This is a genomic window from Sphingosinicella microcystinivorans, assembly GCF_027941835.1.
Lineage (GTDB): Bacteria > Pseudomonadota > Alphaproteobacteria > Sphingomonadales > Sphingomonadaceae > Sphingosinicella.
The window spans coordinates 2,580,799-2,600,525 of the sequence record NZ_CP116005.1 but is presented as its reverse complement, the minus strand read 5'-3'; the positions used below and the strand labels follow the sequence as shown (position 1 = coordinate 2,600,525).

21 protein-coding genes are annotated in these 19,727 nt (G+C 69.0%); 7 read left to right on the top strand and 14 right to left on the bottom strand.

Going from position 1 to position 19,727, the window contains the following annotated elements; genetic code table 11:
- Window positions 1-61: 61 nt before the first annotated feature.
- The 3 genes from PE061_RS12535 to ssb are packed head-to-tail and all read left to right on the top strand — an operon-like array spanning window position 62 to window position 2,700.
- Complete coding sequence (locus PE061_RS12535; protein WP_271255617.1) at window positions 62-331, top strand: FeoA family protein; 270 nt, start codon at window positions 62-64, stop codon at window positions 329-331.
- Window positions 328-2,181 carry a ferrous iron transporter B gene (gene feoB, locus PE061_RS12530; RefSeq protein ID WP_420794301.1) on the top strand — a complete coding sequence of 618 codons (1,854 nt, stop codon included), beginning with the start codon at window positions 328-330 and terminating at the stop codon, window positions 2,179-2,181. Before PE061_RS12535 ends, feoB begins: the two co-directional genes overlap by 4 nt.
- 21 nt (window positions 2,182-2,202) lie before the next feature.
- Complete coding sequence (ssb, locus tag PE061_RS12525; protein WP_271255616.1) at window positions 2,203-2,700, top strand: single-stranded DNA-binding protein; 498 nt, start codon at window positions 2,203-2,205, stop codon at window positions 2,698-2,700.
- A gap of 231 nt (window positions 2,701-2,931) precedes the next feature.
- Here the strand turns inward: ssb and PE061_RS12520 are convergent, their stop codons facing one another.
- Both PE061_RS12520 and PE061_RS12515 read right to left on the bottom strand, forming a co-directional pair.
- Window positions 2,932-3,462 (bottom strand): YceD family protein, encoded by a 531-nt coding sequence (locus PE061_RS12520; RefSeq protein ID WP_271255615.1) that lies wholly within the window; start codon window positions 3,460-3,462, stop codon window positions 2,932-2,934.
- Complete coding sequence (locus PE061_RS12515) at window positions 3,459-3,983, bottom strand: ubiquinol-cytochrome C chaperone family protein (protein ID WP_271255614.1); 525 nt, start codon at window positions 3,981-3,983, stop codon at window positions 3,459-3,461. The genes PE061_RS12520 and PE061_RS12515 overlap by 4 nt, the downstream gene beginning before the upstream one ends.
- Before the next feature lie 151 nt (window positions 3,984-4,134).
- On the opposite strand from PE061_RS12515, the gene PE061_RS12510 reads away from it, so the two are divergent.
- Complete coding sequence (locus PE061_RS12510; RefSeq protein ID WP_420794300.1) at window positions 4,135-4,587, top strand: outer membrane protein assembly factor BamE; 453 nt, start codon at window positions 4,135-4,137, stop codon at window positions 4,585-4,587.
- Window positions 4,588-4,670: 83 nt separating this feature from the next.
- Here the strand turns inward: PE061_RS12510 and PE061_RS12505 are convergent, their stop codons facing one another.
- The 11 genes from PE061_RS12505 to PE061_RS12455 all read right to left on the bottom strand — a co-directional run bounded on the left by PE061_RS12505 (window position 4,671) and on the right by PE061_RS12455 (window position 15,554).
- On the bottom strand, window positions 4,671-6,758 hold the full coding sequence (locus PE061_RS12505) for a sodium-translocating pyrophosphatase (RefSeq protein WP_271255612.1): 2,088 nt from the start codon (window positions 6,756-6,758) through the stop codon (window positions 4,671-4,673).
- Between the two features lie 122 nt (window positions 6,759-6,880).
- The gene (locus tag PE061_RS12500; protein ID WP_271255611.1) at window positions 6,881-7,315 is read right to left on the bottom strand and encodes a hypothetical protein; all 435 of its coding nucleotides are present in this window, start codon (window positions 7,313-7,315) and stop codon (window positions 6,881-6,883) included.
- Complete coding sequence (gene thiL, locus PE061_RS12495) at window positions 7,305-8,261, bottom strand: thiamine-phosphate kinase (RefSeq protein WP_271255610.1); 957 nt, start codon at window positions 8,259-8,261, stop codon at window positions 7,305-7,307. Before thiL ends, PE061_RS12500 begins: the two co-directional genes overlap by 11 nt.
- A 52-nt stretch (window positions 8,262-8,313) precedes the next feature.
- Window positions 8,314-8,790, bottom strand: coding sequence for a transcription antitermination factor NusB (gene nusB, locus PE061_RS12490; RefSeq protein WP_271255609.1), 477 nt, complete (start codon window positions 8,788-8,790; stop codon window positions 8,314-8,316).
- A gap of 50 nt (window positions 8,791-8,840) precedes the next feature.
- Complete coding sequence (gene ribH / locus PE061_RS12485; RefSeq protein ID WP_271255608.1) at window positions 8,841-9,260, bottom strand: 6,7-dimethyl-8-ribityllumazine synthase; 420 nt, start codon at window positions 9,258-9,260, stop codon at window positions 8,841-8,843.
- Between the two features lie 19 nt (window positions 9,261-9,279).
- On the bottom strand, window positions 9,280-10,548 hold the full coding sequence (ribB, locus tag PE061_RS12480; protein WP_271255607.1) for a 3,4-dihydroxy-2-butanone-4-phosphate synthase: 1,269 nt from the start codon (window positions 10,546-10,548) through the stop codon (window positions 9,280-9,282).
- 59 nt (window positions 10,549-10,607) lie between these two features.
- Window positions 10,608-11,210, bottom strand: a complete 603-nt coding sequence (locus PE061_RS12475) for a riboflavin synthase (RefSeq protein ID WP_271255606.1) — start codon at window positions 11,208-11,210, stop codon at window positions 10,608-10,610.
- Window positions 11,211-11,220: 10 nt separating this feature from the next.
- Window positions 11,221-12,213 carry a bifunctional diaminohydroxyphosphoribosylaminopyrimidine deaminase/5-amino-6-(5-phosphoribosylamino)uracil reductase RibD gene (gene ribD / locus PE061_RS12470; RefSeq protein WP_271255605.1) on the bottom strand — a complete coding sequence of 331 codons (993 nt, stop codon included), beginning with the start codon at window positions 12,211-12,213 and terminating at the stop codon, window positions 11,221-11,223.
- A complete protein-coding gene (locus PE061_RS12465; RefSeq protein ID WP_271255604.1) occupies window positions 12,210-12,566 on the bottom strand; it encodes a hypothetical protein in 357 nt (118 codons plus the stop codon). Before PE061_RS12465 ends, ribD begins: the two co-directional genes overlap by 4 nt.
- 19 nt (window positions 12,567-12,585) lie before the next feature.
- Window positions 12,586-13,908: a glutamate--tRNA ligase gene (gltX, locus tag PE061_RS12460; RefSeq protein WP_271255603.1), complete on the bottom strand. Its 1,323-nt coding sequence runs from the start codon at window positions 13,906-13,908 to the stop codon at window positions 12,586-12,588.
- Window positions 13,905-15,554 (bottom strand): NAD+ synthase, encoded by a 1,650-nt coding sequence (locus tag PE061_RS12455; RefSeq protein ID WP_271255602.1) that lies wholly within the window; start codon window positions 15,552-15,554, stop codon window positions 13,905-13,907. Before PE061_RS12455 ends, gltX begins: the two co-directional genes overlap by 4 nt.
- A gap of 101 nt (window positions 15,555-15,655) precedes the next feature.
- Between PE061_RS12455 and plsY the strand changes: the two genes are divergently transcribed.
- The 3 genes from plsY to aat are packed head-to-tail and all read left to right on the top strand — an operon-like array spanning window position 15,656 to window position 18,055.
- Complete coding sequence (plsY, locus tag PE061_RS12450; protein ID WP_271255601.1) at window positions 15,656-16,282, top strand: glycerol-3-phosphate 1-O-acyltransferase PlsY; 627 nt, start codon at window positions 15,656-15,658, stop codon at window positions 16,280-16,282.
- On the top strand, window positions 16,275-17,372 hold the full coding sequence (gene dprA / locus PE061_RS12445; protein WP_271255600.1) for a DNA-processing protein DprA: 1,098 nt from the start codon (window positions 16,275-16,277) through the stop codon (window positions 17,370-17,372). The genes plsY and dprA overlap by 8 nt, the downstream gene beginning before the upstream one ends.
- Window positions 17,369-18,055 (top strand): leucyl/phenylalanyl-tRNA--protein transferase, encoded by a 687-nt coding sequence (gene aat, locus PE061_RS12440; RefSeq protein ID WP_271255599.1) that lies wholly within the window; start codon window positions 17,369-17,371, stop codon window positions 18,053-18,055. Before dprA ends, aat begins: the two co-directional genes overlap by 4 nt.
- Before the next feature lie 5 nt (window positions 18,056-18,060).
- Here the strand turns inward: aat and PE061_RS12435 are convergent, their stop codons facing one another.
- Window positions 18,061-19,713 carry a hypothetical protein gene (locus PE061_RS12435; protein ID WP_271255598.1) on the bottom strand — a complete coding sequence of 551 codons (1,653 nt, stop codon included), beginning with the start codon at window positions 19,711-19,713 and terminating at the stop codon, window positions 18,061-18,063.
- Window positions 19,714-19,727: the final 14 nt, after the last annotated feature.

The following is a 19,727-nucleotide window of genomic DNA, read 5'->3' as shown; positions in this document are numbered from 1 at the left end:
CTAGTCAAGCCGCCTTGAACATGATAATCGCTCGCAAAAGTACGGGCAGATCAGAGTGTTCATGCGGATCGAGGACCTCAAGACCGGGCAGACCGCCAGCGTCGTGAAGATCAGGGAAACCGGCACAAACGCGGCTGAGGCGCTGCGTCTGCGCGAGATGGGCTTCGACGAGGGCGTCGAGATCGAGGTGCTGCACCGCGGCCTGATCGGCGGCTGCCCCATCGCGCTGCGCGTCGGCAGCAATGTCATCGCCCTGCGCAAGGCCGCGACGCGGCTTCTCGAGGTCTTTCCCATACCGGCAACCGGGGTGCGGGCCGAGGCCGCCGAATGAACGCAGTGACCGCTGCGCCGAGGGTGGCGCTGGTCGGCAACCCGAACGCCGGCAAGACATCGCTGTTCAACGCGCTGACCGGCGCCCGGCAGAAGGTCGGCAACTATCCGGGCGTCACCGTGGAGCGCAAGGTCGGCGCCATGCAGCTTCCCGACGGCTCGCATATCGAGATCGTCGATCTGCCCGGCACCTACAGCCTCAGCCCCCACTCTCCCGACGAGCAGGTCACGCGCGACGTGCTGATGGGCGAGCACGGCATCGAGCGGGGGCCCGATGCGATCATCTGCGTCGTCGACGCCACGAACCTGCGCAACCACCTGCGCTTCGTGCTGGAGCTGGCGCGGCTCGGGCGTCCGATGGTCGTCGCGCTCAACATGATCGACCTTGCCGACCGCGACGGCACGAAGATCGACGTGGCGAGGCTTTCGCAGCTCCTCGGCGTGCCGGTCGTGCCCACGGTCGCGGTGCGGCGGCGCGGGCTTGTCGAGCTGGGGCAGGAAACGCTTTCGATGCTGATGCGCGAGGCGGTGCCTGCCGGGCCGGGGGCAGACATCCGCGCGCTCCAGCACGAAGCGCAGCGCATCGCGGACAGCGTGACGACGCACTCCGGCGGCGCCGGGGCCGCAACGCGCCGCATCGACAACATCGCCCTCCATCCCGTCTTCGGACCCGTGATCCTCGCGGCGCTGCTGTTCATCATGTTCCAGGCCGTGTTCGCGTGGGCCGAAGCGCCGATGACATGGATCGAGGACGGCATCGCCGCGCTTCAGGAAATCGCGGGCGGGGCCCTTCCCGAAGGCTGGTTCCGCTCGATGATCGTGGACGGCGTGCTCGCGGGCGTCGGCGGCGTGGTGGTGTTCCTGCCGCAGATCCTCATCCTGTTCGCGTTCATCCTCACCCTCGAACAATCGGGCTACATGACGCGCGCGGCGTTCCTGATGGACCGGCTGATGGCCTATGTCGGCCTCAACGGCCGCGCCTTCATCCCCCTGCTCTCCTCCTTCGCCTGCGCGATTCCCGGCATCATGGCGACGCGCAGCATCGACGATCCGAAGGACCGGCTGACGACCATCCTCATCGCCCCGCTGATGACGTGCTCGGCGCGGCTCCCGGTCTATGCCGTGATGATCGCCGCCTTCATCCCGGACCGGCAGGTCGGCTTCGCGAACCTTCAGGGCCTCGTGCTCTTCGGCCTCTACGTCTTCGGCATCGTCGGCGCGATGGTGGCGGCGCTGGTGCTGCGGCGCACGGTGACGCGCGGCGCGGGCAGCGGCTTCATGATGGAGATGCCCAAGTACCAGTGGCCGATCCTGCGCGACCTTCTGATCGGCCTGTGGCAGCGCGGCCTCGTGTTCATGAAGCGCGCGGGCGGCATCATCCTCGCCTCCACGATCCTGCTCTGGGCGTTCGCGAGCTACCCGGTGCCCCCCGAAGGCTCGGACGAATCGCCGATCGAATATTCGATCGCCGGGCGCATCGGCAGCGCGCTCGAGGTCGTGTTCTCGCCGATCGGCTTCAACCACGAGATCAGCATGACCATGCTGCCGACGCTCGCCGCGCGCGAGGTTTCCGTGGCGGCGCTCGGCACCATCTACAGCCTTCAGGCCGACGACGAGGATGCCTTGCAGGAAAGCCTCGTCGAGCGGCTGCGCACGGCATGGCCGCTGCCGACCGCGCTCGCCTTCCTCGCGTGGGTGGTGTTCGCCCCGCAGTGCATCTCCACGCTCGCCGTGGTGAAGCGCGAAACGAACGGATGGAAGTGGCCGCTGTTCATGTTTGCGTACCTGTTCGCACTTGCCTATGTCATGGCTGGGATCACTTACTGGATCAGCCGGGCACTCATCGGCTGATCCCCACGACAAGGGAAAAGCATGGCGGGCAGCGTCAACAAGGTCATATTGATCGGCAACCTCGGCGCCGACCCGGAAGTGCGCACGATGGGCAGCGGCGGCAAGGTCGTGAACATGCGCATCGCCACCTCCGAGAACTGGACGGACAAGGCGAGCGGCGAGCGCCGCGAGAAGACCGAGTGGCACAACGTCGTGATCTTCAACGAGAACCTCGCGCGCGTCGCCGAGCAGTATCTGAAGAAGGGCAGCAAGGTCTACGTCGAGGGCCAGCTCCAGACCCGCAAGTGGCAGGACCAGTCCGGGCAGGACCGCTACACGACCGAGGTCGTGCTCCAGCGCTTCCGCGGCGAGCTGACGCTGCTCGACAGCCGCGGTGAAGGCGGCGGCGGTGGCGGCGGCGGCAACTTCGGCGGTGGCGGATCGGGCGGCGGCAGCGGCGGTGGCGGCAGCAGCGGCGGCTCGCGTCAGGGCAGCCGGCCGAGCTTCGACGACGATCTCGACGACGACGTGCCGTTCTGATCCGGCGCGGGTGTCGGCACGGCTTACAGTTTGAAGGGCGTCCGTTCGGGCGCCCTTTTTCATTAACCATTCAAGGGGTTGGCGGCGTTCGCTGAAGGAGCGCGGGGTCCCCGCTGGCACGCGGCTTGCAATGCGGGCCATGCGGGCAACGGCTCTCGCCCGCACCAGAGTCCCAGTCTCTGATCTCACGCAAGACCGGGGAGCCGAAGCTTCCCGGTCTTGCACTCCTTTTCAGCCGTTGCGCTTCAGCACCGCGAACGGGTTCGCACGCGCCTTTTCGGCGGCTTCGCGCTCGGCCGCCGCCTCTTCGCTGAGCAGCCGCCTGCGCGCCGCGGCGAGCGCCTCGGCGCCCGCGCGCGGATACGGGTCGAGCGCGAGGCCGAGGCTCTGCGCCGCAGCCTCGCCAAGGTCTATACTTCGCCCCTCGATGGGCAGCACGTCGCAGTCAACTTCGTGAAGTTCAACCTCCTCGCCGCCCTGTCCGACGTCGTGCAGGAACAGGAGGTCGACCGGCTCGTCGATTCGCGCCGGAACGTCCTCGCCCGAGATGACGCAGGCCTGCACCGCCTCCGCCTCGACCCGCCCCGCCACGCGCACGCCGCCGGGCGCCGGCGTCGCCGTCAGCACCGCCTCCAGCCGACCCAGCGCCCTGAGGTCGAAGCGTGCGGCGAGCGCCGCACGCTCCTCCGCGTTCGCCGCGATGCGGCGTTCGACACCCGCGCCGATCTCGTCGAGCGCCAGCATCCGCACGAACTCGCTCATCCCGTGATCTCCGCGAGCGGCCGGGCGGCGGCGCGCGCCCATTCGTCGCGCACGCTCCGTTCCAGCCGGTCGAGCCGGTCCCCGGCGACGTCCTCGCCGCGCAGCACGTTGCGGGCGAGCGCCGCGCGCAGCAACGCCGGGTCGGCATCCGCGGCAAGGGCGTCGCGATAGCTGCCGAGCCGTCCGCCGAGCGCCTGCATGGCGCGGCCCATGTGCTTGCCGATCACCATGTCGCCGATGCCGATCTCGCGGAAGCTGCCGTCCATGTCGGCCGCGAAGCGCTCGACGAGCAGGCTGAAGAGCGCGCGGGCGCGCGGATCGGCGTCGTCGCGTTCGAGCCGGACGAGCAGCAGCGAGAGCGCCAGCACGACCATGTCGAAGCGGCCGTCGATGCTGTCCGGCACGCCGCCTTCCACGTACCAGTCCGGGCGGCGCGCAACCCTGACGACCTCGTCGTAGAGTTCCGCCGCGCGCGCGTCCCCATCCGTCGCGCTGCTCCGCCTTTGCAGCCATTTCAGCATGGTTCAGTCCCGTTTCATCCCGTGCGCGCTAGCGAAAGAGGCGCGGCTCCAGCTTGCGGGGCCGCGGCAACACGCATATTGAGTGGCGGGGCCGCGAGGTCAATGCGCGCCGCGCATCAGGTTCAGGCCAGGGTCAGGAGTGTCCATGTCGGTGAAACGGGTTGTCGGAACGCTTGCGATCGTCGTCGCGCTGGGCGCGTGCACGCGGATCACCGACCGGCAGGGTTTCCTCGCCGATCAGGAGCTGATCGCCGCGATCTCGCCGGGCGTCGACAACCGCGCTTCCGTCGAAAGGACGCTCGGCCGCCCGACCTTCGTTTCCAAGTGGGACGAGAACAGCTGGTACTACCTCGCCCGCACGACGAGCCAGCTCGCCTTCCTGCCGTCGAAGCCGACCGCGCAGGACATGCTGAAGATCACCTTCGACAGCGCCGGCAACGTCACCGCCGTCAATCGCGACCAGACGCTCGACCAGATCGTTCAGGTGATGCCGTCCGGCGACAAGACGCCGGTCTACGGCCGCGACTCGGGATTCTTCTCGGACATCTTCGGCAATATCGGCGCGGTCGGCGCCGTGAGCCCAGGACCGAGCCGGGACCAGTAAGGCTTCCTTCCCGTCCAAGGGCACAAAAAAGAACCCCGCCGGATCGCTCCGGCGGGGTTTTTCCGTTCCGCGCTGACGCGGGATCAGTGCGCGGCGAGACTCGCGAGGAGGAGCAGCGCCACGATGTTGGTGATCTTGATCATCGGGTTCACCGCCGGGCCCGCCGTATCCTTGTACGGATCGCCCACGGTGTCGCCGGTCACGGCGGCCTTGTGGGCTTCGGAGCCCTTGCCGCCGTGGTGGCCGTCCTCGATGTACTTCTTGGCGTTGTCCCACGCGCCGCCGCCCGAGGTCATCGAGAGCGCCACGAACAGGCCCGACACGATCACGCCGAGGAGCAGCGCGCCGAGCGCCGCGAAGCCCTGCGCCTGACCCGCGATGGCGGTGATGACGAAGTAGACGACGATCGGCGCCAGCACCGGCAGCAGCGAGGGGATGATCATCTCCTTGATCGCCGCCTTGGTGACGAGGTCCACCGTGCGGGCATAGTCCGGACGGCTGGTGCCCTCCATGATGCCCTTGTTGGTGGCGAACTGGTCGCGCACGTCCTTGACCACGTCGCCCGCCGCGCGGCCGACGGCGGTCATGCCCATCGCGCCGAACAGGTACGGCAGCAGCGCGCCGAGCAGAAGCCCGACCACCACGTAGGGGTTGGACAGGGCGAAATCGACCTGCACGTCTCCGAAGAAGGTGGCGAGATCGGCCGTGTAGGCGCCGAACAGCACCAGCGCGGCAAGGCCGGCCGAGCCGATGGCATAGCCCTTCGTGACCGCCTTGGTGGTGTTGCCCACCGCATCGAGCGCATCGGTGCGGTGGCGCACGTCGCTTTCGAGGCCGGCCATTTCGGCGATGCCGCCCGCGTTGTCGGTGACCGGACCGTAGGCGTCGAGCGCCACGACCATGCCCGCGAGCGCCAGCATCGCCGTCGCCGCAAAGGCGATGCCGATGTAGCCGGCGAGCGCGAAGCTGCCGAGCATACCCGCGCAGATGACGAGCGTGGGCAGCGCGGTCGCCTCGAGGCTGATGGCAAGCCCCTGGATGACGTTGGTGCCGTGGCCGGTTTCCGACGCCTTCGCGATCGAGCGCACCGGGCGGTAGTTGGTGCCGGTGTAATACTCGGTGATCCAGACGATGAGGCCGGTGACGGCAAGGCCGATCAGCATGCAGTAGAAGAGCGCGCGCCCGGTGAGGCCGCCGATCTCCGTTTCCATGCCGCCGAGCGCAAGCCCGGTGACGTACCAGAGCGCCGGGATGGCAAGAATCGCGGAGACCGCGAAGCCCTTGTACATCGCGCCCATGATGTTCTGCGAGCTGCCGAGGCGGACGAAGAACGTGCCGATGATCGAGGTGATGATGCACACGCCGCCGATGATGAGCGGCAGGCCCATGAGGCCGTAGAGCTGCGGCGCGGTGATGCCGGTGACGAGCAGCGCCGTCAGCACCATCGTGGCGCCGACGGTGACGACATAGGTTTCGAACAGGTCGGCCGCCATGCCCGCGCAGTCGCCGACGTTGTCGCCGACGTTGTCCGCGATCACCGCCGGGTTGCGGGGATCGTCCTCGGGGATGCCCGCCTCGACCTTGCCGACGAGGTCGGCGCCGACGTCCGCGGCCTTGGTGAAGATGCCGCCGCCGAGACGCGCGAAGATCGAGATCAGCGAGGCGCCGAAGGCGAGCGCCACGAGCGCGTCGATGACGAGGCGGCTGTCCGCCGCGTTACCGGCGATGGTGACGAGGTAGTAGAAGAAGCCCGCGATCGCGAGAAGCGCGAGGCCTGCGACGAGAAGGCCCGTCACCGCGCCCGCGCGGAACGCCATCGTGAGGCCCTGCTGGAGCCCGGCGCGCGCAGCCTCCGCCGTGCGCACGTTGGCGCGCACCGAGATGTTCATGCCGATGAAGCCGGTGAGGCCCGAGAGCACGGCACCCAGCACGAAGCCGATGGCCGAAGTGATTCCGAGAAAATAGGCGACGAGCGCCGCAACGACGACGCCGACGACGGCGATGGTGCGATACTGGCGGCCGAGATAGGCGCCCGCACCCTCCTGGATGGCGCCCGCGATCTCCTGCATTTTCGCATTGCCCGGCGAGGCGCTTGTTACGCTCTTCGTGGTGACAATGCCGTAAAGCACGGCCGCGAGGCCGCACAAAATGGCGACGACAACAACGTCCATGAACGAACCCCTGCTGCTCGCCTTGCCCACCCTTGCCGGGCAGGAAGGCGTGTTTCCCCAAGTTTGACTCTATGTCGGGGGCGAGCATTGCAAATGGAAATCAAACAGGCAAGCGCCGAGGATCAAACGGGAACCGCCGTGAGGATGCGGACCTGCCGGATGTTTCCGGGGCCGAGCGCGGACTGCGCCGCCACGAGGAGCACCGCGCGCATCCCGTCGATGTCGAAGCGGTCGTCGCTTGCCGCCGCAAGACCCGATCGCCACGCCGCCGCATTCACCGCGTGACGGACCTCCGGCACCCGCTCGCGGACCCACGCGCGGCGGGCGCGCGGCACCTCGAGCGCGAACTCGACGACGACATAGCCCTGCGGCCCGCCCGCACCCATGACCGGCAGCGTCATGCGCTGGACGGGAACATAGGCGACATCCGACGCCTCCGCCGTCTGCCGCCGAAAGCGCTCGCCGCCGAGCACGGTCGCGGTGGCGAGCACGCCGAGCAGCGCGCCGGCGAGACCTGCAAGCAGCGCCCACCTCACCTGCCACGCTTCACGCCCCATGCTCATACCCCAGACGCGGCACCGGCACGGGCGCACCGTCCCCGCCGATCACCGAAAACCCCTCGCCCGCCTGCACGCGGCCGACGCGCGTGAGCCTAAGCCGCGCGCCTTCTGAAAGCGTTAAGAGCGCGTCGCGGCGCTCCGGCGGCGCAGCGATCAGCAGTTCGTAGTCGTCGCCCGATGTCGCGGCGGCGAGGCGGCCCGCATCGCCCGGCGCAAGGCGCGCGGCGGCGGCATCGGAAAGCGGCACGTCGGCAAGCGAGACCTCGATGCGGACGCCCGACGCCTTCGCCATGCGCGCCGCGTCGATGAGTAGGCCGTCCGACACGTCCATCGCCGCGTGCGCGCCCGCATCCGCGAGACCGCGCCCCACCGCAAGCCGCGGCACGGGCAAGCGGTAACGGCGCAGCAGCGCGGCATCGGCAGGGGCTTTGCCGCGCGCGATGGCGAGGCCGAGCCCTGCATCGCCGACGGTGCCGGTGACGTACAGGTCGTCCCCCGGCCTCGCCCCCGTGCGCGAAAGCGACTGGCCGCGCGGCACGTGCCCGATCGCCGTGCAACCGAGAACCGCGGACGCCGCGCCGGTCGTGGTGTCGCCGCCGAACAGCGCAGTCCGATGCTCCGAAAGCACGCGGGCGAGGCCCGCCGCGAAGCGTTCGAGCCAGGCGTCGTCGGCGCGCGCGAGGCCGAGGCCGATCAGCACGCCCGCGGGTTCCGCGCCCTTGGCGGCAAGATCGGAGAGATTCACCGCGACAAGCTTCCACGCGATGTCGGAGGGATCGTCCGTGCCGAGATAGTGGACGCCTTCGGCGATCACGTCGTGGGTGAGCACCAGTTCCCGCCCCATCGGCGGCGACCAGACGGCGGCATCGTCGGCAAGCCCGCGCGCGGCCGGGTGCGTCGCGATCGGACGCAGCAGCCGCTCGATGATCTCGCCTTCGCGCATTGGTGCTCCAGCTTCGGGTGCGTCCCTCGAAGTCGAGGGACGCACGGCATCTCTACTCGCGCACGTCCTTCGCGATGCGGTCGAGCAGGCCGTTCACGAAACCGGCCTCGCGCGCCTCGTAGAACGCCTTCGCGACATCGACATATTCGCTGATCGCGGCGGCGCGCGGCACGTCGAGGCGGGCGATGAGCTCGTAGACGCCGCAGCGCAGGATCTGGCGCATCGGCCGGTCGAGGCGGTCGAGCGTCCAGCCTTCGGCGAGCGCGCCGGCGATGCGTTCGTCGATCTCCGCCTCGCGCATGGCGACCCCCGACACGAGATCGTCGAAGAAGTCGGCGTCGGCGGGCGCGAAGTCTGCGCCTTCGATCGTGCGGCCGAGGCGGTGTTCATGGAATTCGCGCAGCAGCTTGGGCAGCGTATCGCCCGACATTTCGCGCTGATACAATGCCTGAACGGCGGCGAGACGCGCTGTCGCGCGGGATGGTCGCCCGGTTTTCGTCTTGGCGGAGGGCGTCTTGGGGGAGGACATGGCGCGCTATGTAGAGCCGCGCCGCGTGAAACCCAAGCGCCAAAGAGGCGTCAGCCGAAACGGCTCTTGAGGTCGAGGAGCGCGAGCGCGGCCTTGGCCGCCTCGCCGCCCTTGTCCTTCTGCTTCGGATCGGCGCGGACGAGCGCCTGCGCCTCGTTCTCGACGGTGAGGATGCCGTTGCCCACGGCGAGCCCGTCCATCGTCAGCGCCATCAGGCCGCGCGCGCTTTCGCCCGCCACGATCTCGAAATGGTAGGTCTCGCCGCGAATGACGACACCGATGCCGACGAACGCGTCATAGCGCCCCGATTCCGCCGCGAGCGCGATAGCGCCCGGAATCTCGAGCGCGCCGGGAACGGTGATCGTCTCGTGACTGTGCCCCGCCGCCTCGATCGCGGCGCGCGTGCCCGCGAGCAGCATGTCGTTGAGGTGCGCGTAGAAACGGGCTTCGACGATGAGGACGCGTGCCATGGCCGGCCTTTCCGTGATGTCAGTTGGTGGGAATGGGCCGTTCGCCGACGACGTTGATGCCGTAGCCTTCGATGGCGACGATGTTGCGGTGCGAATTGGTGAGCAGGACCATGTCGTGGATGCCGAGATCGGCAAGAATCTGCGCGCCGATACCGTAGGCGCGAAGATCCATCTCGTGGCTTTCCCCGGCGATCTCGCGCGTCAGGCTGCTCGCTTCCGGTGCGATCAGCAGAACGATCACGCCCGCGCCGGCGCGGCCGATCTCCTCCATCGAGCGCTGCAGGATGCGCTTGCGCGGGCCGGGCTGGCCGAGCACGTCGGAGAAGATCGAAAGCCCGTGCATACGCACCAGCGTCGGCTCGTCCGGGTCCACCTTGCCCTTCTGGAGCACGACGTTGACCGACCCGTCGATCCTGTTCCGGTAGGAAAGCACGCGCCAGTCGCCGCCGTAGTCCGATGTGAACGGCGCCTGCGCGACGCATTCGACGAGATGATCGTGGCGGCGGCGATAGGCGATGAGATCGCGGATCGTGCCCATCTTGAGGCCGTGCAGCCGCGCGAAGGGGACGAGGTCGTCCATGCGCGCCATCGTGCCGTCGTCCTTCATGATCTCGCAGATCACGCCCGCGGGGTTGAGCCCGGCGAGACGCGCGACGTCGACCGCCGCCTCGGTATGGCCGGTGCGCACGAGCACGCCGCCGTCGCGCGCGACGAGCGGGAAGACGTGGCCCGGCGTCACGATGTCGTCGGGGCCGCGCGCGGAATCGATGGCGACGGCGACCGTGCGCGCACGGTCCGCGGCCGAGATGCCGGTGGTGACGCCCTGCTTCGCCTCGATCGAGACGGTGAACGCCGTCTCGTGCCGCGTGCCGTTCTGGCGGCTCATCAGGCCGAGGCCGAGCTGGTCGACGCGCGCCTTCGTCATTGCAAGGCAGATGAGGCCGCGGCCGTGCGTCGCCATGAAGTTGATCGCGTCCGGCGTCGCCATCTGCGCGGGGATGATGAGGTCGCCTTCGTTCTCGCGGTCCTCGTCGTCGACGAGGATGAACATGCGGCCGTTGCGCGCCTCCTCGATGATCTCCTCGATCGGGACGAGCGCGGGGCGGTCGCTGTTCGACGCCATGTACAGCTCCAGCTTGCGGAGCGTCTCGGCGGTCGGGTTCCAGTCCGGCAGATCGATGTCGCGGAGCGTGTTGGCGTGAAGGCCGGCGGCGCGCGCAAGCCCGGAGCGGGAGAGTTCGCCCTTGCCGACGAGGCCGCGAATCGTTTCAATCAGAAGCTGGCTCATGTCGTATGTCGTATCACACCCTAATGTGATCGCAATTGCGAATTTTCACAGGGCGATGTTCAGGCCGCGAGGTCCCGCATCCGCCCGATGTAGCGCGCCAGCACGTCGATCTCGATGTTCACGCCGTCGCCCGCCTTCGCGCCGCCGAACGTGGTGTGCGCGGCGCTGTGCGGGATGAGGTTGAACGCGAGGACGACGCCGTCCGCCGTGTCCTCGACCGTGTTGACGGTGAGCGAGACGCCGTCGAGCGCGACGGACCCCTTGGGCGCGAGATACGCGGCGACACTCTTCGGCGCATGGATGCGGAACACGTGGCTGTCGCCGACCGCCTCCACCGATTCGATGCGGCCGACGGCATCGACATGGCCGGTGACGATGTGCCCGCCGAGTTCGTCCCCCACCTTGAGCGCACGTTCGAGGTTGAGCCGCGCGCCGTCCCGCCAGCGCGCCGCCGCGGTCTTCGAGAGCGTTTCGGCGGAAACGTCGACGGCGAACCAGTCCGCGCCCTTGTCCACCACGGTGAGGCAGACGCCCGAACAGGCGATGGAGGCGCCCATGTCGACGCCCGCCATGTCGTAGCCGCAGGCGATGGTGAGGCGCGTGTCGCCGCGCGTTTCCACTTTGGTGACGGTGCCGATGTCGGTGATGATGCCCGTGAACATGGCGCTCCCTCTAACGCGTCCGCTCGTAGACTTCGAGTCGGTCGTTGCCAAGCGTGCGCGAACCGGTGATCCGCCAGCGGCCGTGCGCGTCCGCCAGCCGTTCGAGCCCGATGCGCCCGGCGCCCGGCGCGCCGTCGCCGATGACGATCGGCGCGCGGTAGACGAGAATCCTGTCGACGAGATCGGCGGCAAGGAGTGTACTTGCCGTCGCCGGGCCGCCCTCGACAAACACGTCGTTCACGATAACTTCGCAAAGTTCGTCGGTCGATGCGAGCAGCAGCGGATCGCGCTCCGCGAATTTCGCGGATGACGGAATCGCGTCGAGCGTCGCGCTGAGCACGGCGGGGCGCGGGCTGCGATCCGCGAGCCCCGGCAGGCGCACGTCGAGCGAGGGATCGTCCGCTTCCAGCGTGCCGCGCCCGACGACGATCACGTCCGCAAGCGCGCGCTGGAGATGCACGTGTGCGCGCGCCTCCGGCCCGGTGATCCACCGGCTCTCGCCGCCCGGCATCGACACGCGCCCGTCGATCGACATGGCGAGCTTCAGCGTGATGCGCGGGCGGCCGCGTTCCATGCGCGAGAAGAACCCCGCCATCGCGTCGCGCGCCGCCGCTTCGCCGGTGCCGACCGTGACGGCGATGCCCGCGTCGCGCAGGCGCGCGGCGCCCTGCCCCGCCGTGCGCGGATCGGGATCGGGCACGGCGATATGAACGGCCGCGACGCCCGAAGCGGCAATGAGATCGGCGCAGGCCGGGCCGCGCGCGCTGACATGCGCGCAGGGCTCGAGGCTGACGTAAAGCGCGGCGCCGCGCGCGCCCTCGCCCGCAGCCTCCAGCGCGGCCGCTTCGGCATGGGGGCGGCCGCCCGGCTGCGTCCAGCCGCGCGCGACGACGATACCGTCGCGCACGACAAGGCAGCCGACATTGGGATTGGGCGCAGTGCGGCCGAGGCCGCGGCGCGACAGGCGGATGGCGGCATCCATCAACCGCGCCGCCTCGCTCATTCGCTTGCCGGTCCCGGCTCCGTGGCAACAGGCGCAGCCTCGCCCGCGTTGATGTCGAGCTGCGCGGCGACAGCGTCCGCCTGCTCCTGCATCAGCCGCTCCTCTTCCTCCTGCTCGGCGAGTGCATCGGCGCGCGAGCGGCCGTCCTCCCAGTTCTTGAAATAGGCGATGATCGGGTCCGGCTTCAGATAGCCGTAGCGGTTCTCGATCAGGAACGTGAACATGACGATGAAGGTCATCAGCACGGACAGGCCGCCGATGACCCACTGCCGCCGCTCGATGGCGGCGATCCGCGCGCGGATGCGTCCGAAAATGCCGGTGATGCTCATGCCGGAGAGCAGATAGGGACGCACGGGGAAAAGCGCCAGTGCATCAGCGCGCCCGCAGGCGTGCGAGCGCCCGCTCGCGACCGATGAGCAGCAGCAGTCCCGCCATTTCCGGGCCGTGGTCGCGGGCCGTCAGCGCGCGGCGCAGCGGCAGGAACAGCTCCTTGCCCTTGCGGCCGGTCGCGGCCTTGAGCGCGGCGGTGAGCGCCGACCAGACACCCGGCTCCCACGGCAGCGATTCGAGCGTGTCCGCCGCAAGCGCGAGATAGTCGGCATCTTCGGACGAGGCGGCCACCGGGCCTTCGACGACACGCCACCAGTCGGCGGCGTCCGCGACGGTTTCGAGGTTCGGGCGCAGCACCTCCCACGCTGCGGCGTCCATGCCGGGCGGCAGGCGGTCCGCCACGGCGGGATAGGCGAGATGATGCAGGATGCGGGCGTTCAGCTGGCGCAGGTCCGCCTCGTCGAAACGCGCGGCGGAGCGGCCGAAGTGCCCGAAATCGAAATGTTCGACGAGCGGGTCGAGGCTTGTCACCAGCTCGACCGAATCCGACGTGCCGAGACGCGCGAGCAGTGCGGCGATGGCGACCGGCTCGATGCCCGCCTCGCGGAAATGCGCCATGCCCGCCGAGCCGAGCCGCTTCGACAGCGCGCCTTCCGTGCCGGTGATCAGCGCCTCGTGCGCGAACGCCGGCGGCTTCGCGCCCAGCGCCTCGAACATCTGGATCTGCACGCCCGAATTGGTGACGTGGTCCTCGCCGCGGATGACATGCGTCACGCCCATGTCGATGTCGTCGATCACCGAAGGCAGCATATAGAGGTAGGAGCCGTCGGCGCGGCGCACGACGGGATCGCTGAGCGAGGCCGGATCAATATGCGATTCGCCGCGGATCAGGTCGTGCCACCGGACGGGCGCGCCCGTCTCCAGCCGGAATCGCCAGTGCGGCCGCTCGCCCGCCGCCTGCCGCGCGGCGATCTCGTCTGCCGTCAGCTTCAGCGCCGCGCGGTCGTAGACGGGCGGCAGGCCGCGCGAGAGCTGGATCTTACGGCGCACCTCAAGCTCCTCGGCGGTCTCGAAGCACGGGTAGATGCGCCCGTCCGCGACCAGCTTTCCGAACTGCTCATCGTAGCGGGCAAGCCGGTCGGACTGGCGGTATTCGGCATCGGGCACGAGCCCGAGCCATGCGAGATCGGCGCGGATCGCGTCGGCATATTCCGCGCGCGAGCGCTCTGTGTCCGTGTCGTCGAGGCGCAGCAGGAAACGCCCGCCGTGCTTCCGCGCGAACAGCCAGTTGTGGAGCGCGGTGCGGACATTGCCGACATGGAGATAGCCTGTCGGCGACGGGGCGAAACGGGTCGTGACGGTCATGAGGTCCGGAACGCGTTGGTGATCGGATAGCGGCGGTCGCGCCCGAAGTTGCGCACGCCGATCTTGACGCCCGGCGGCGACTGGCGGCGCTTGTATTCGGCGACGTAGAGCAGGCGCTCGATGCGGGCGACAGTCTCGCGGTCGAAACCGCGCGCGACGATCTCCGCCACCGAAAGCTCCTCCTCGACGAGCCCGGTGAGGATGGGATCGAGCACCTCGTAGGGCGGCAGCAGATCCTGGTCCTTCTGGTTCTCGCGAAGCTCGGCGGTCGGCGGCTTGGTGATGACGCGCTCGGGCATCACGGGGCCGTCGGGTCCGAGCGCGAGCTTGGGACGATTCGCGTTCCGCCAGCGCGAGAGCGCGAACACGGTCGTCTTGTAGGCGTCCTTCAGCACCGAATAGCCGCCCGCCATGTCACCGTAGATGGTGGCGTAGCCCACCGACATCTCCGACTTGTTGCCGGTGGTGAGCAGCATGTGGCCGAACTTGTTGGAAAGCGCCATCAGCGTGAGGCCGCGGATGCGCGACTGGATGTTCTCCTCGGTGATGTCGCGCGCCTTGCCTTCGAACACCGGCGCGAGCATCGCGTCGAAGGCCTCGACGGCAGGCTCGATGGGAATCGTGTCGAGGCGGCAGCCGAGCATCCGCGCGCACTCGGCGGCATCGTCGAGACTGTCCTCGGACGTGAAGCGCGATGACATCATCACGCACCACACGCGGTCGGCCCCCAGCGCATCCACCGCCACCGCCGCCGACAGCGCCGAATCGATGCCACCTGAAAGCCCGAGCACGACGCCGGGGAAGCGGTTGCGGTTCACGTAATCGGCAAGGCCGATCTGCATCGCGTGGTAGATGTCCTCCGGGTACGGGTCGAGGCGGTGCTTGTGTCCTTCCTCGCACACCCAGCCCTGCGCGGTGCGGACCCACGTGGTCAGCGTGACGCGCTCCTCCCAGTCCGGGAGCTGCACGGCGATGCGGCGGTCGGCGTTCATCACGAAGCTGGCGCCGTCGAAGACGATCTCGTCCTGCCCGCCGACGCGGTTGAGGTAGGCGAGCGGCAGGCCGGTTTCAGCGACGCGCATCGCGGCGAGCGACAGCCGCTTGTCGTCCTTGTCCAGCTCATAAGGGCTGCCGTTCGGAACGAGCAGAATCTCGGCACCCGTTTCGGCGAGACACTCGCACACGTCCGGGAACCAGATGTCCTCGCAGATCGGCACGCCGAGCCGCACGCCGCGAAACGCCAGCGGCCCCGGCAAGGGGCCGGGCGCGAACACACGCTTCTCGTCGAACACGCCGTAATTCGGAAGCTCGTGCTTGCGCGTCCATGCGGCGATCTTGCCGCCGTCGAGCAGCGCCATCGCGTTGTGGAGCTTGCCGTCCTCGGCAAGCACGCTGCCGACGAGCATGGCGGGGCCGCCGTCTCCGGTCGCTTCCGCCATGCGCTGAAGCTCCGCCTCCGCCGCGCGCACCAGCGAGGGCTTCAGCACGAGGTCTTCGGGCGGATAGCCGATCAGCGAGAGTTCGCAGGTGACGACAAGGTCCGCCGGCTGCTTCGCGCGCGCGGCGAGCATGGCGTCGGCGTTGCCGCGAAGGTCGCCCATCGTCTGGTTGAGCTGCGCGAAAGCGATCTGGAGACGGTCGGTCATGCGGGGTCTTCTAGGCTGTCGCAGCGGCTTTGGCGATGCCTTCGCGCGGCCTCACGAAGGGGGCTTTCGAACGCTGCGGCTTCGGTCTAGGTTCCGCGCCGATGTTCGACGACACGCCCCTTCTGGCAAACCCGTGGACTTGGTTCGCCGTCGGCTATCTGCTGGGCGCGATTCCCTTCGGCCTCATCGTCACCCGGCTCGCCGGGATGGGCGACATCCGCCGTCTGGGATCGGGCAATATCGGCACCACCAACGTGCTGCGCACCGGCGGCAAGAGCCTCGCGGCGCTGACGCTGCTGCTCGATGCAGGCAAGGGCGCGCTCGCCGTCTGGCTCGGGCAGACCTTCGCGCACGGCGGCGACATCCTCGGCGGCATGGGCGCATTCATCGGCCACCTGTTCCCGGTGTGGCTGCTGTTCCGCGGCGGCAAGGGCGTCGCCACGATGCTCGGCATCGCGCTCGCCATCCATCCGCCCGCGGGCCTTGTCTTCGCCGCCGTCTGGCTGCTGGTGGCGGCCGTGACACGTTATTCCTCGCTCGCCGGGCTGATGGCGGTAACGCTCACCCCGCTTGCGCCCGCGCTCGCCGGGCGCTGGGATGCCACGCTGCTGTTCGCGGGCATGGCGGTGCTGGTGATCGCGAAGCACGACGAGAACATCGCGCGGCTGCGCGCAGGCACCGAGGGCAAGATCGGCGGGCGCACGAGCACGCCCGATCCGAATGGCTGACCGGCCGGGCAGCGACACCGAACGCATCGCGAAGCTGCGGCTGATTCGCAGCGAGAACGTCGGGCCGATCAGCTATCGGCAGCTCACCGCCCGCTACGGCAGCGCGTCGGCGGCGCTCGATGTGCTGCCGGACCTCGCGCGGCGTGGCGGCCGCCGTGACGTCCGGATCGCCGAAGCGGGCGCCGTCCGGCGCGAGATGGAGGCCGTCGAGGCGGTAGGCGCGCGCCTCGTGTTCCTCGGCGACGCCAATTATCCGCCGCGCCTCGCCGAGATCGAGGACGCACCGCCCGCGCTCACCGTGCGCGGCGACATCGCGCTCGCGCACCGCCGCACCGTGGGCATCGTCGGCGCGCGCAATGCGTCTGCGGCGGCGATCCGGTTCGCGCGCGGTCTTGCCGCCGATCTTGCCACAGCGGACATCGTCGTCGTCTCGGGCCTCGCGCGCGGCATCGACGCCGCGGCGCACGCGGGCGCGCTTTCAGGCGGCACGATCGGCGTGATCGCGGGCGGCATCGACAACGTGTACCCGCCCGAGAACGGAGAGCTTTACGCCGCGCTCTACGAACGCGGCCTCGTGGTCGCCGAACAGCCTTTCGGCACCGAGCCGCAGGCGCGCCACTTCCCCCGCCGCAACCGGCTGATCTCCGGGCTTTCGGCAGGCATCGTCGTCGTCGAGGCGGCGCCGCGCTCCGGCTCGCTCATCACCGCGCGTTTCGCGGGCGAACAGGGCCGCGAGGTGATGGCCGTACCCGGCTTCCCGCTCGATCCGCGCGCGCAGGGCTGCAACCAGTTGATCCGCGATGGTGCGACGCTCGTCCAATCCGCCGCCGACATCGCCGAGACGATCGCGCCGTTCGGTGCCGCACGGCTGGGCACAAGCGGCAGCCGCTTTACGGCCCCTCCTCCCACGGATGCCGACGACAGCGCGCGCGATGCCGTGACCGCCCTGCTCAGCCTGACGCCGGTCGCTATCGACGAACTCGTGCGCCTGTCGGGCGAGCCGCCCGCCGTGGTGCAGACCGTGCTTCTCGAACTCGAACTCGCCGGACGGCTCGTCCGCTACGCCGGCGCGCGCGTGGCGCTCGCGTGAGCTCGCGGCAGAAGCGCGGCGCGGCGCTCGACCCGGAGCTGCTGCTCCGGGCCTATTCGATCGGCATCTTCCCGATGGCGGAAAGCCGCGACGCCGAGGACGTGTTCTGGGTGGAGCCGCGTGAGCGCGCCATCCTGCCGCTCGAAGACTTCCACCTGTCGCGGAGCCTTGCCAAAACGCTGAAGCAGGAGCGTTTCATCCACAGCGTCGACCGCGCCTTCGACGCGGTGATCGACGCCTGCGCCGAGCCCGCGCCGGACCGCGCCGACACGTGGATCAACCGGCAGATCCGCGAAGCCTACACGTTCCTCCACCGCATCGGCCACGCGCACAGCGTCGAGTGCTGGGAGGCGGGGACGCTCGTCGGCGGCCTATACGGCGTCAGGATCGGCGGCGCGTTCTTCGGCGAAAGCATGTTCAGCCGCCGCACCGACGCCTCGAAGGCGGCGCTCGCGCATCTGGTGGCGCGGCTGCGCGTCGGCGGCTTCCGGCTGCTCGACTGCCAGTTCATGACCGGGCACCTCGCGCGCTTCGGCGCGGTGGAGATCAGCCGCGAACGCTATCTCCAGTTGCTGGGCGCCGCGACCGGCGTCTCGGATGCTGATTTCGGCGCGCTCGATCCGGGCGGCAGCTCAGCGATTTCAGGGGCACGCATCGCCGCGGTCCTGCGCGAGGGCGACTGACCGCGTCAGCCTTCGGGATCGGTGCGCTTTTCCGTTCCCGGAAGCGTCGGCGTGCCTGCGTTGCCCGCGCCCTGATTGAAGGCGCTGAGCGCGCTCATGCGCTCGAGGTCCGCCGCCGTCCCCGGCGCGACGATCATCGACTGGCCTTCCGAGAACCGGACCAGCGCGCCGATTGTCGCGTCGGCCGCCTCCTGCGGGCCGGACATGCCGTAGATCGACCGGTCCCCGTCCTTCCCGAACGTCACCGTTTCGAGGTCCGTCACCCAGAGCGTGAGCGTGAGATTCTCGACATTCACGACGCGTTTCTGCGTGCTGTAGTTCCCCGTGAACTGGTTGCCCACCGCCGCCGAAGCCGTGTTGTAGACGCCGGTAAGCTCCATCCAGACCAGCCGCGACTGGAAATCGAAGCGGCCCCAGAGCACGTGCGCCGCGCGGCGGGCCGCCAGCGCGATCGTATAGGCGACGATCGCCCATGCCCCGGTCTCCAGCGTGCCGGTTTCCTCCCACGCCATGCCGGCGAAACGATAGACGAGGAAAACGCACGCCGCCCCCGCCAGCGTCATCAGCACCGTGAGGACGACGAGCCAGAGCCGCCGCGGCGACCCGAGCATTTCCTGCGCCGTCTCCCGCCGCCCCGCGCTCACCGGCTGCGTCTCTTCCAGGAACTCGGCGCGGAACTCTCCCGCCTCGCGGGACGCATCGAGCTGGAACGGAATGCGGATGTAGCGGCGGTTCGGCAGCCGCGTCGGATTCGATCGCGCCACCACCCGTTCCAGCTCGCCGATGAGCTCCGACGGATTGAAGTTCACCGACAGCACCGCCTGCTTCATCGCGGGCGGTGTGTTGACGCCCGATCCGAGCTGGCTTTTCAGCGCCGCGAGGAAAAGCCCGTAAACGACGAGCAGCGCCACCAGCATGAAGCCGACATGCCAGTTCACTGCGATCTCGCCGAGCGTCGGCAGGCTTTGCCCGACCAGCAGGAAGGCGACGGGAAAGAAGATCGCGAAAACCGTGAGGACGATCAGCGGCCGCATCGAGACCTCCGCGGTCGCATTCGCATTGATCGTCCGCAGCAGCCAGAACACCATGACCACGCCGTAGGCGACGCCGAGCCAGTTTTCGAACGGCGTCGTGCCCATCAGGAACAGGCTGAACACATAGCTCGCGAGCGCAAGCGCGACGGCGCAGAGATTGGCGAAATTATGCCGTGCGAAATACTGGAGCTGGATCGGCGCGCGCGTGATGCCCTTGATCAGCGTGTAGAGCAGGTTGCTGACGGCATCCTGCGGCGGCACGAACAGAAGCGCGTTCTTGCGGATCTGGTCTTTCAGGTTTTCCGCGGCATTGCTGCTGCCGGACACGTTGTCGGCAACGACCGGGCACAGCGATTTCGGATAATCGACCGGCAGGATGAAGCGAAGCTGCGAGAGCGCCGAGGCGGCGAGCCGGAACGCGGTGCCCCACAGCGCGACGCCGATCAGGATCGGCGCGAGCGATGCGCCCGCCCCGGCCGCAAGCCACTGGGCGCGGCCGTCGAGAAGGATCATGAGCCCGGCCGCGAACGCCGCCGCCGCGACGATGAGCAGCGCCCAGTTCTCGATCACATAAGGGTTCGGAATCTCGTTGACCCGGTCCCGATCCTCGATCTCGATGCTCATAAGCCCCTCCTGTC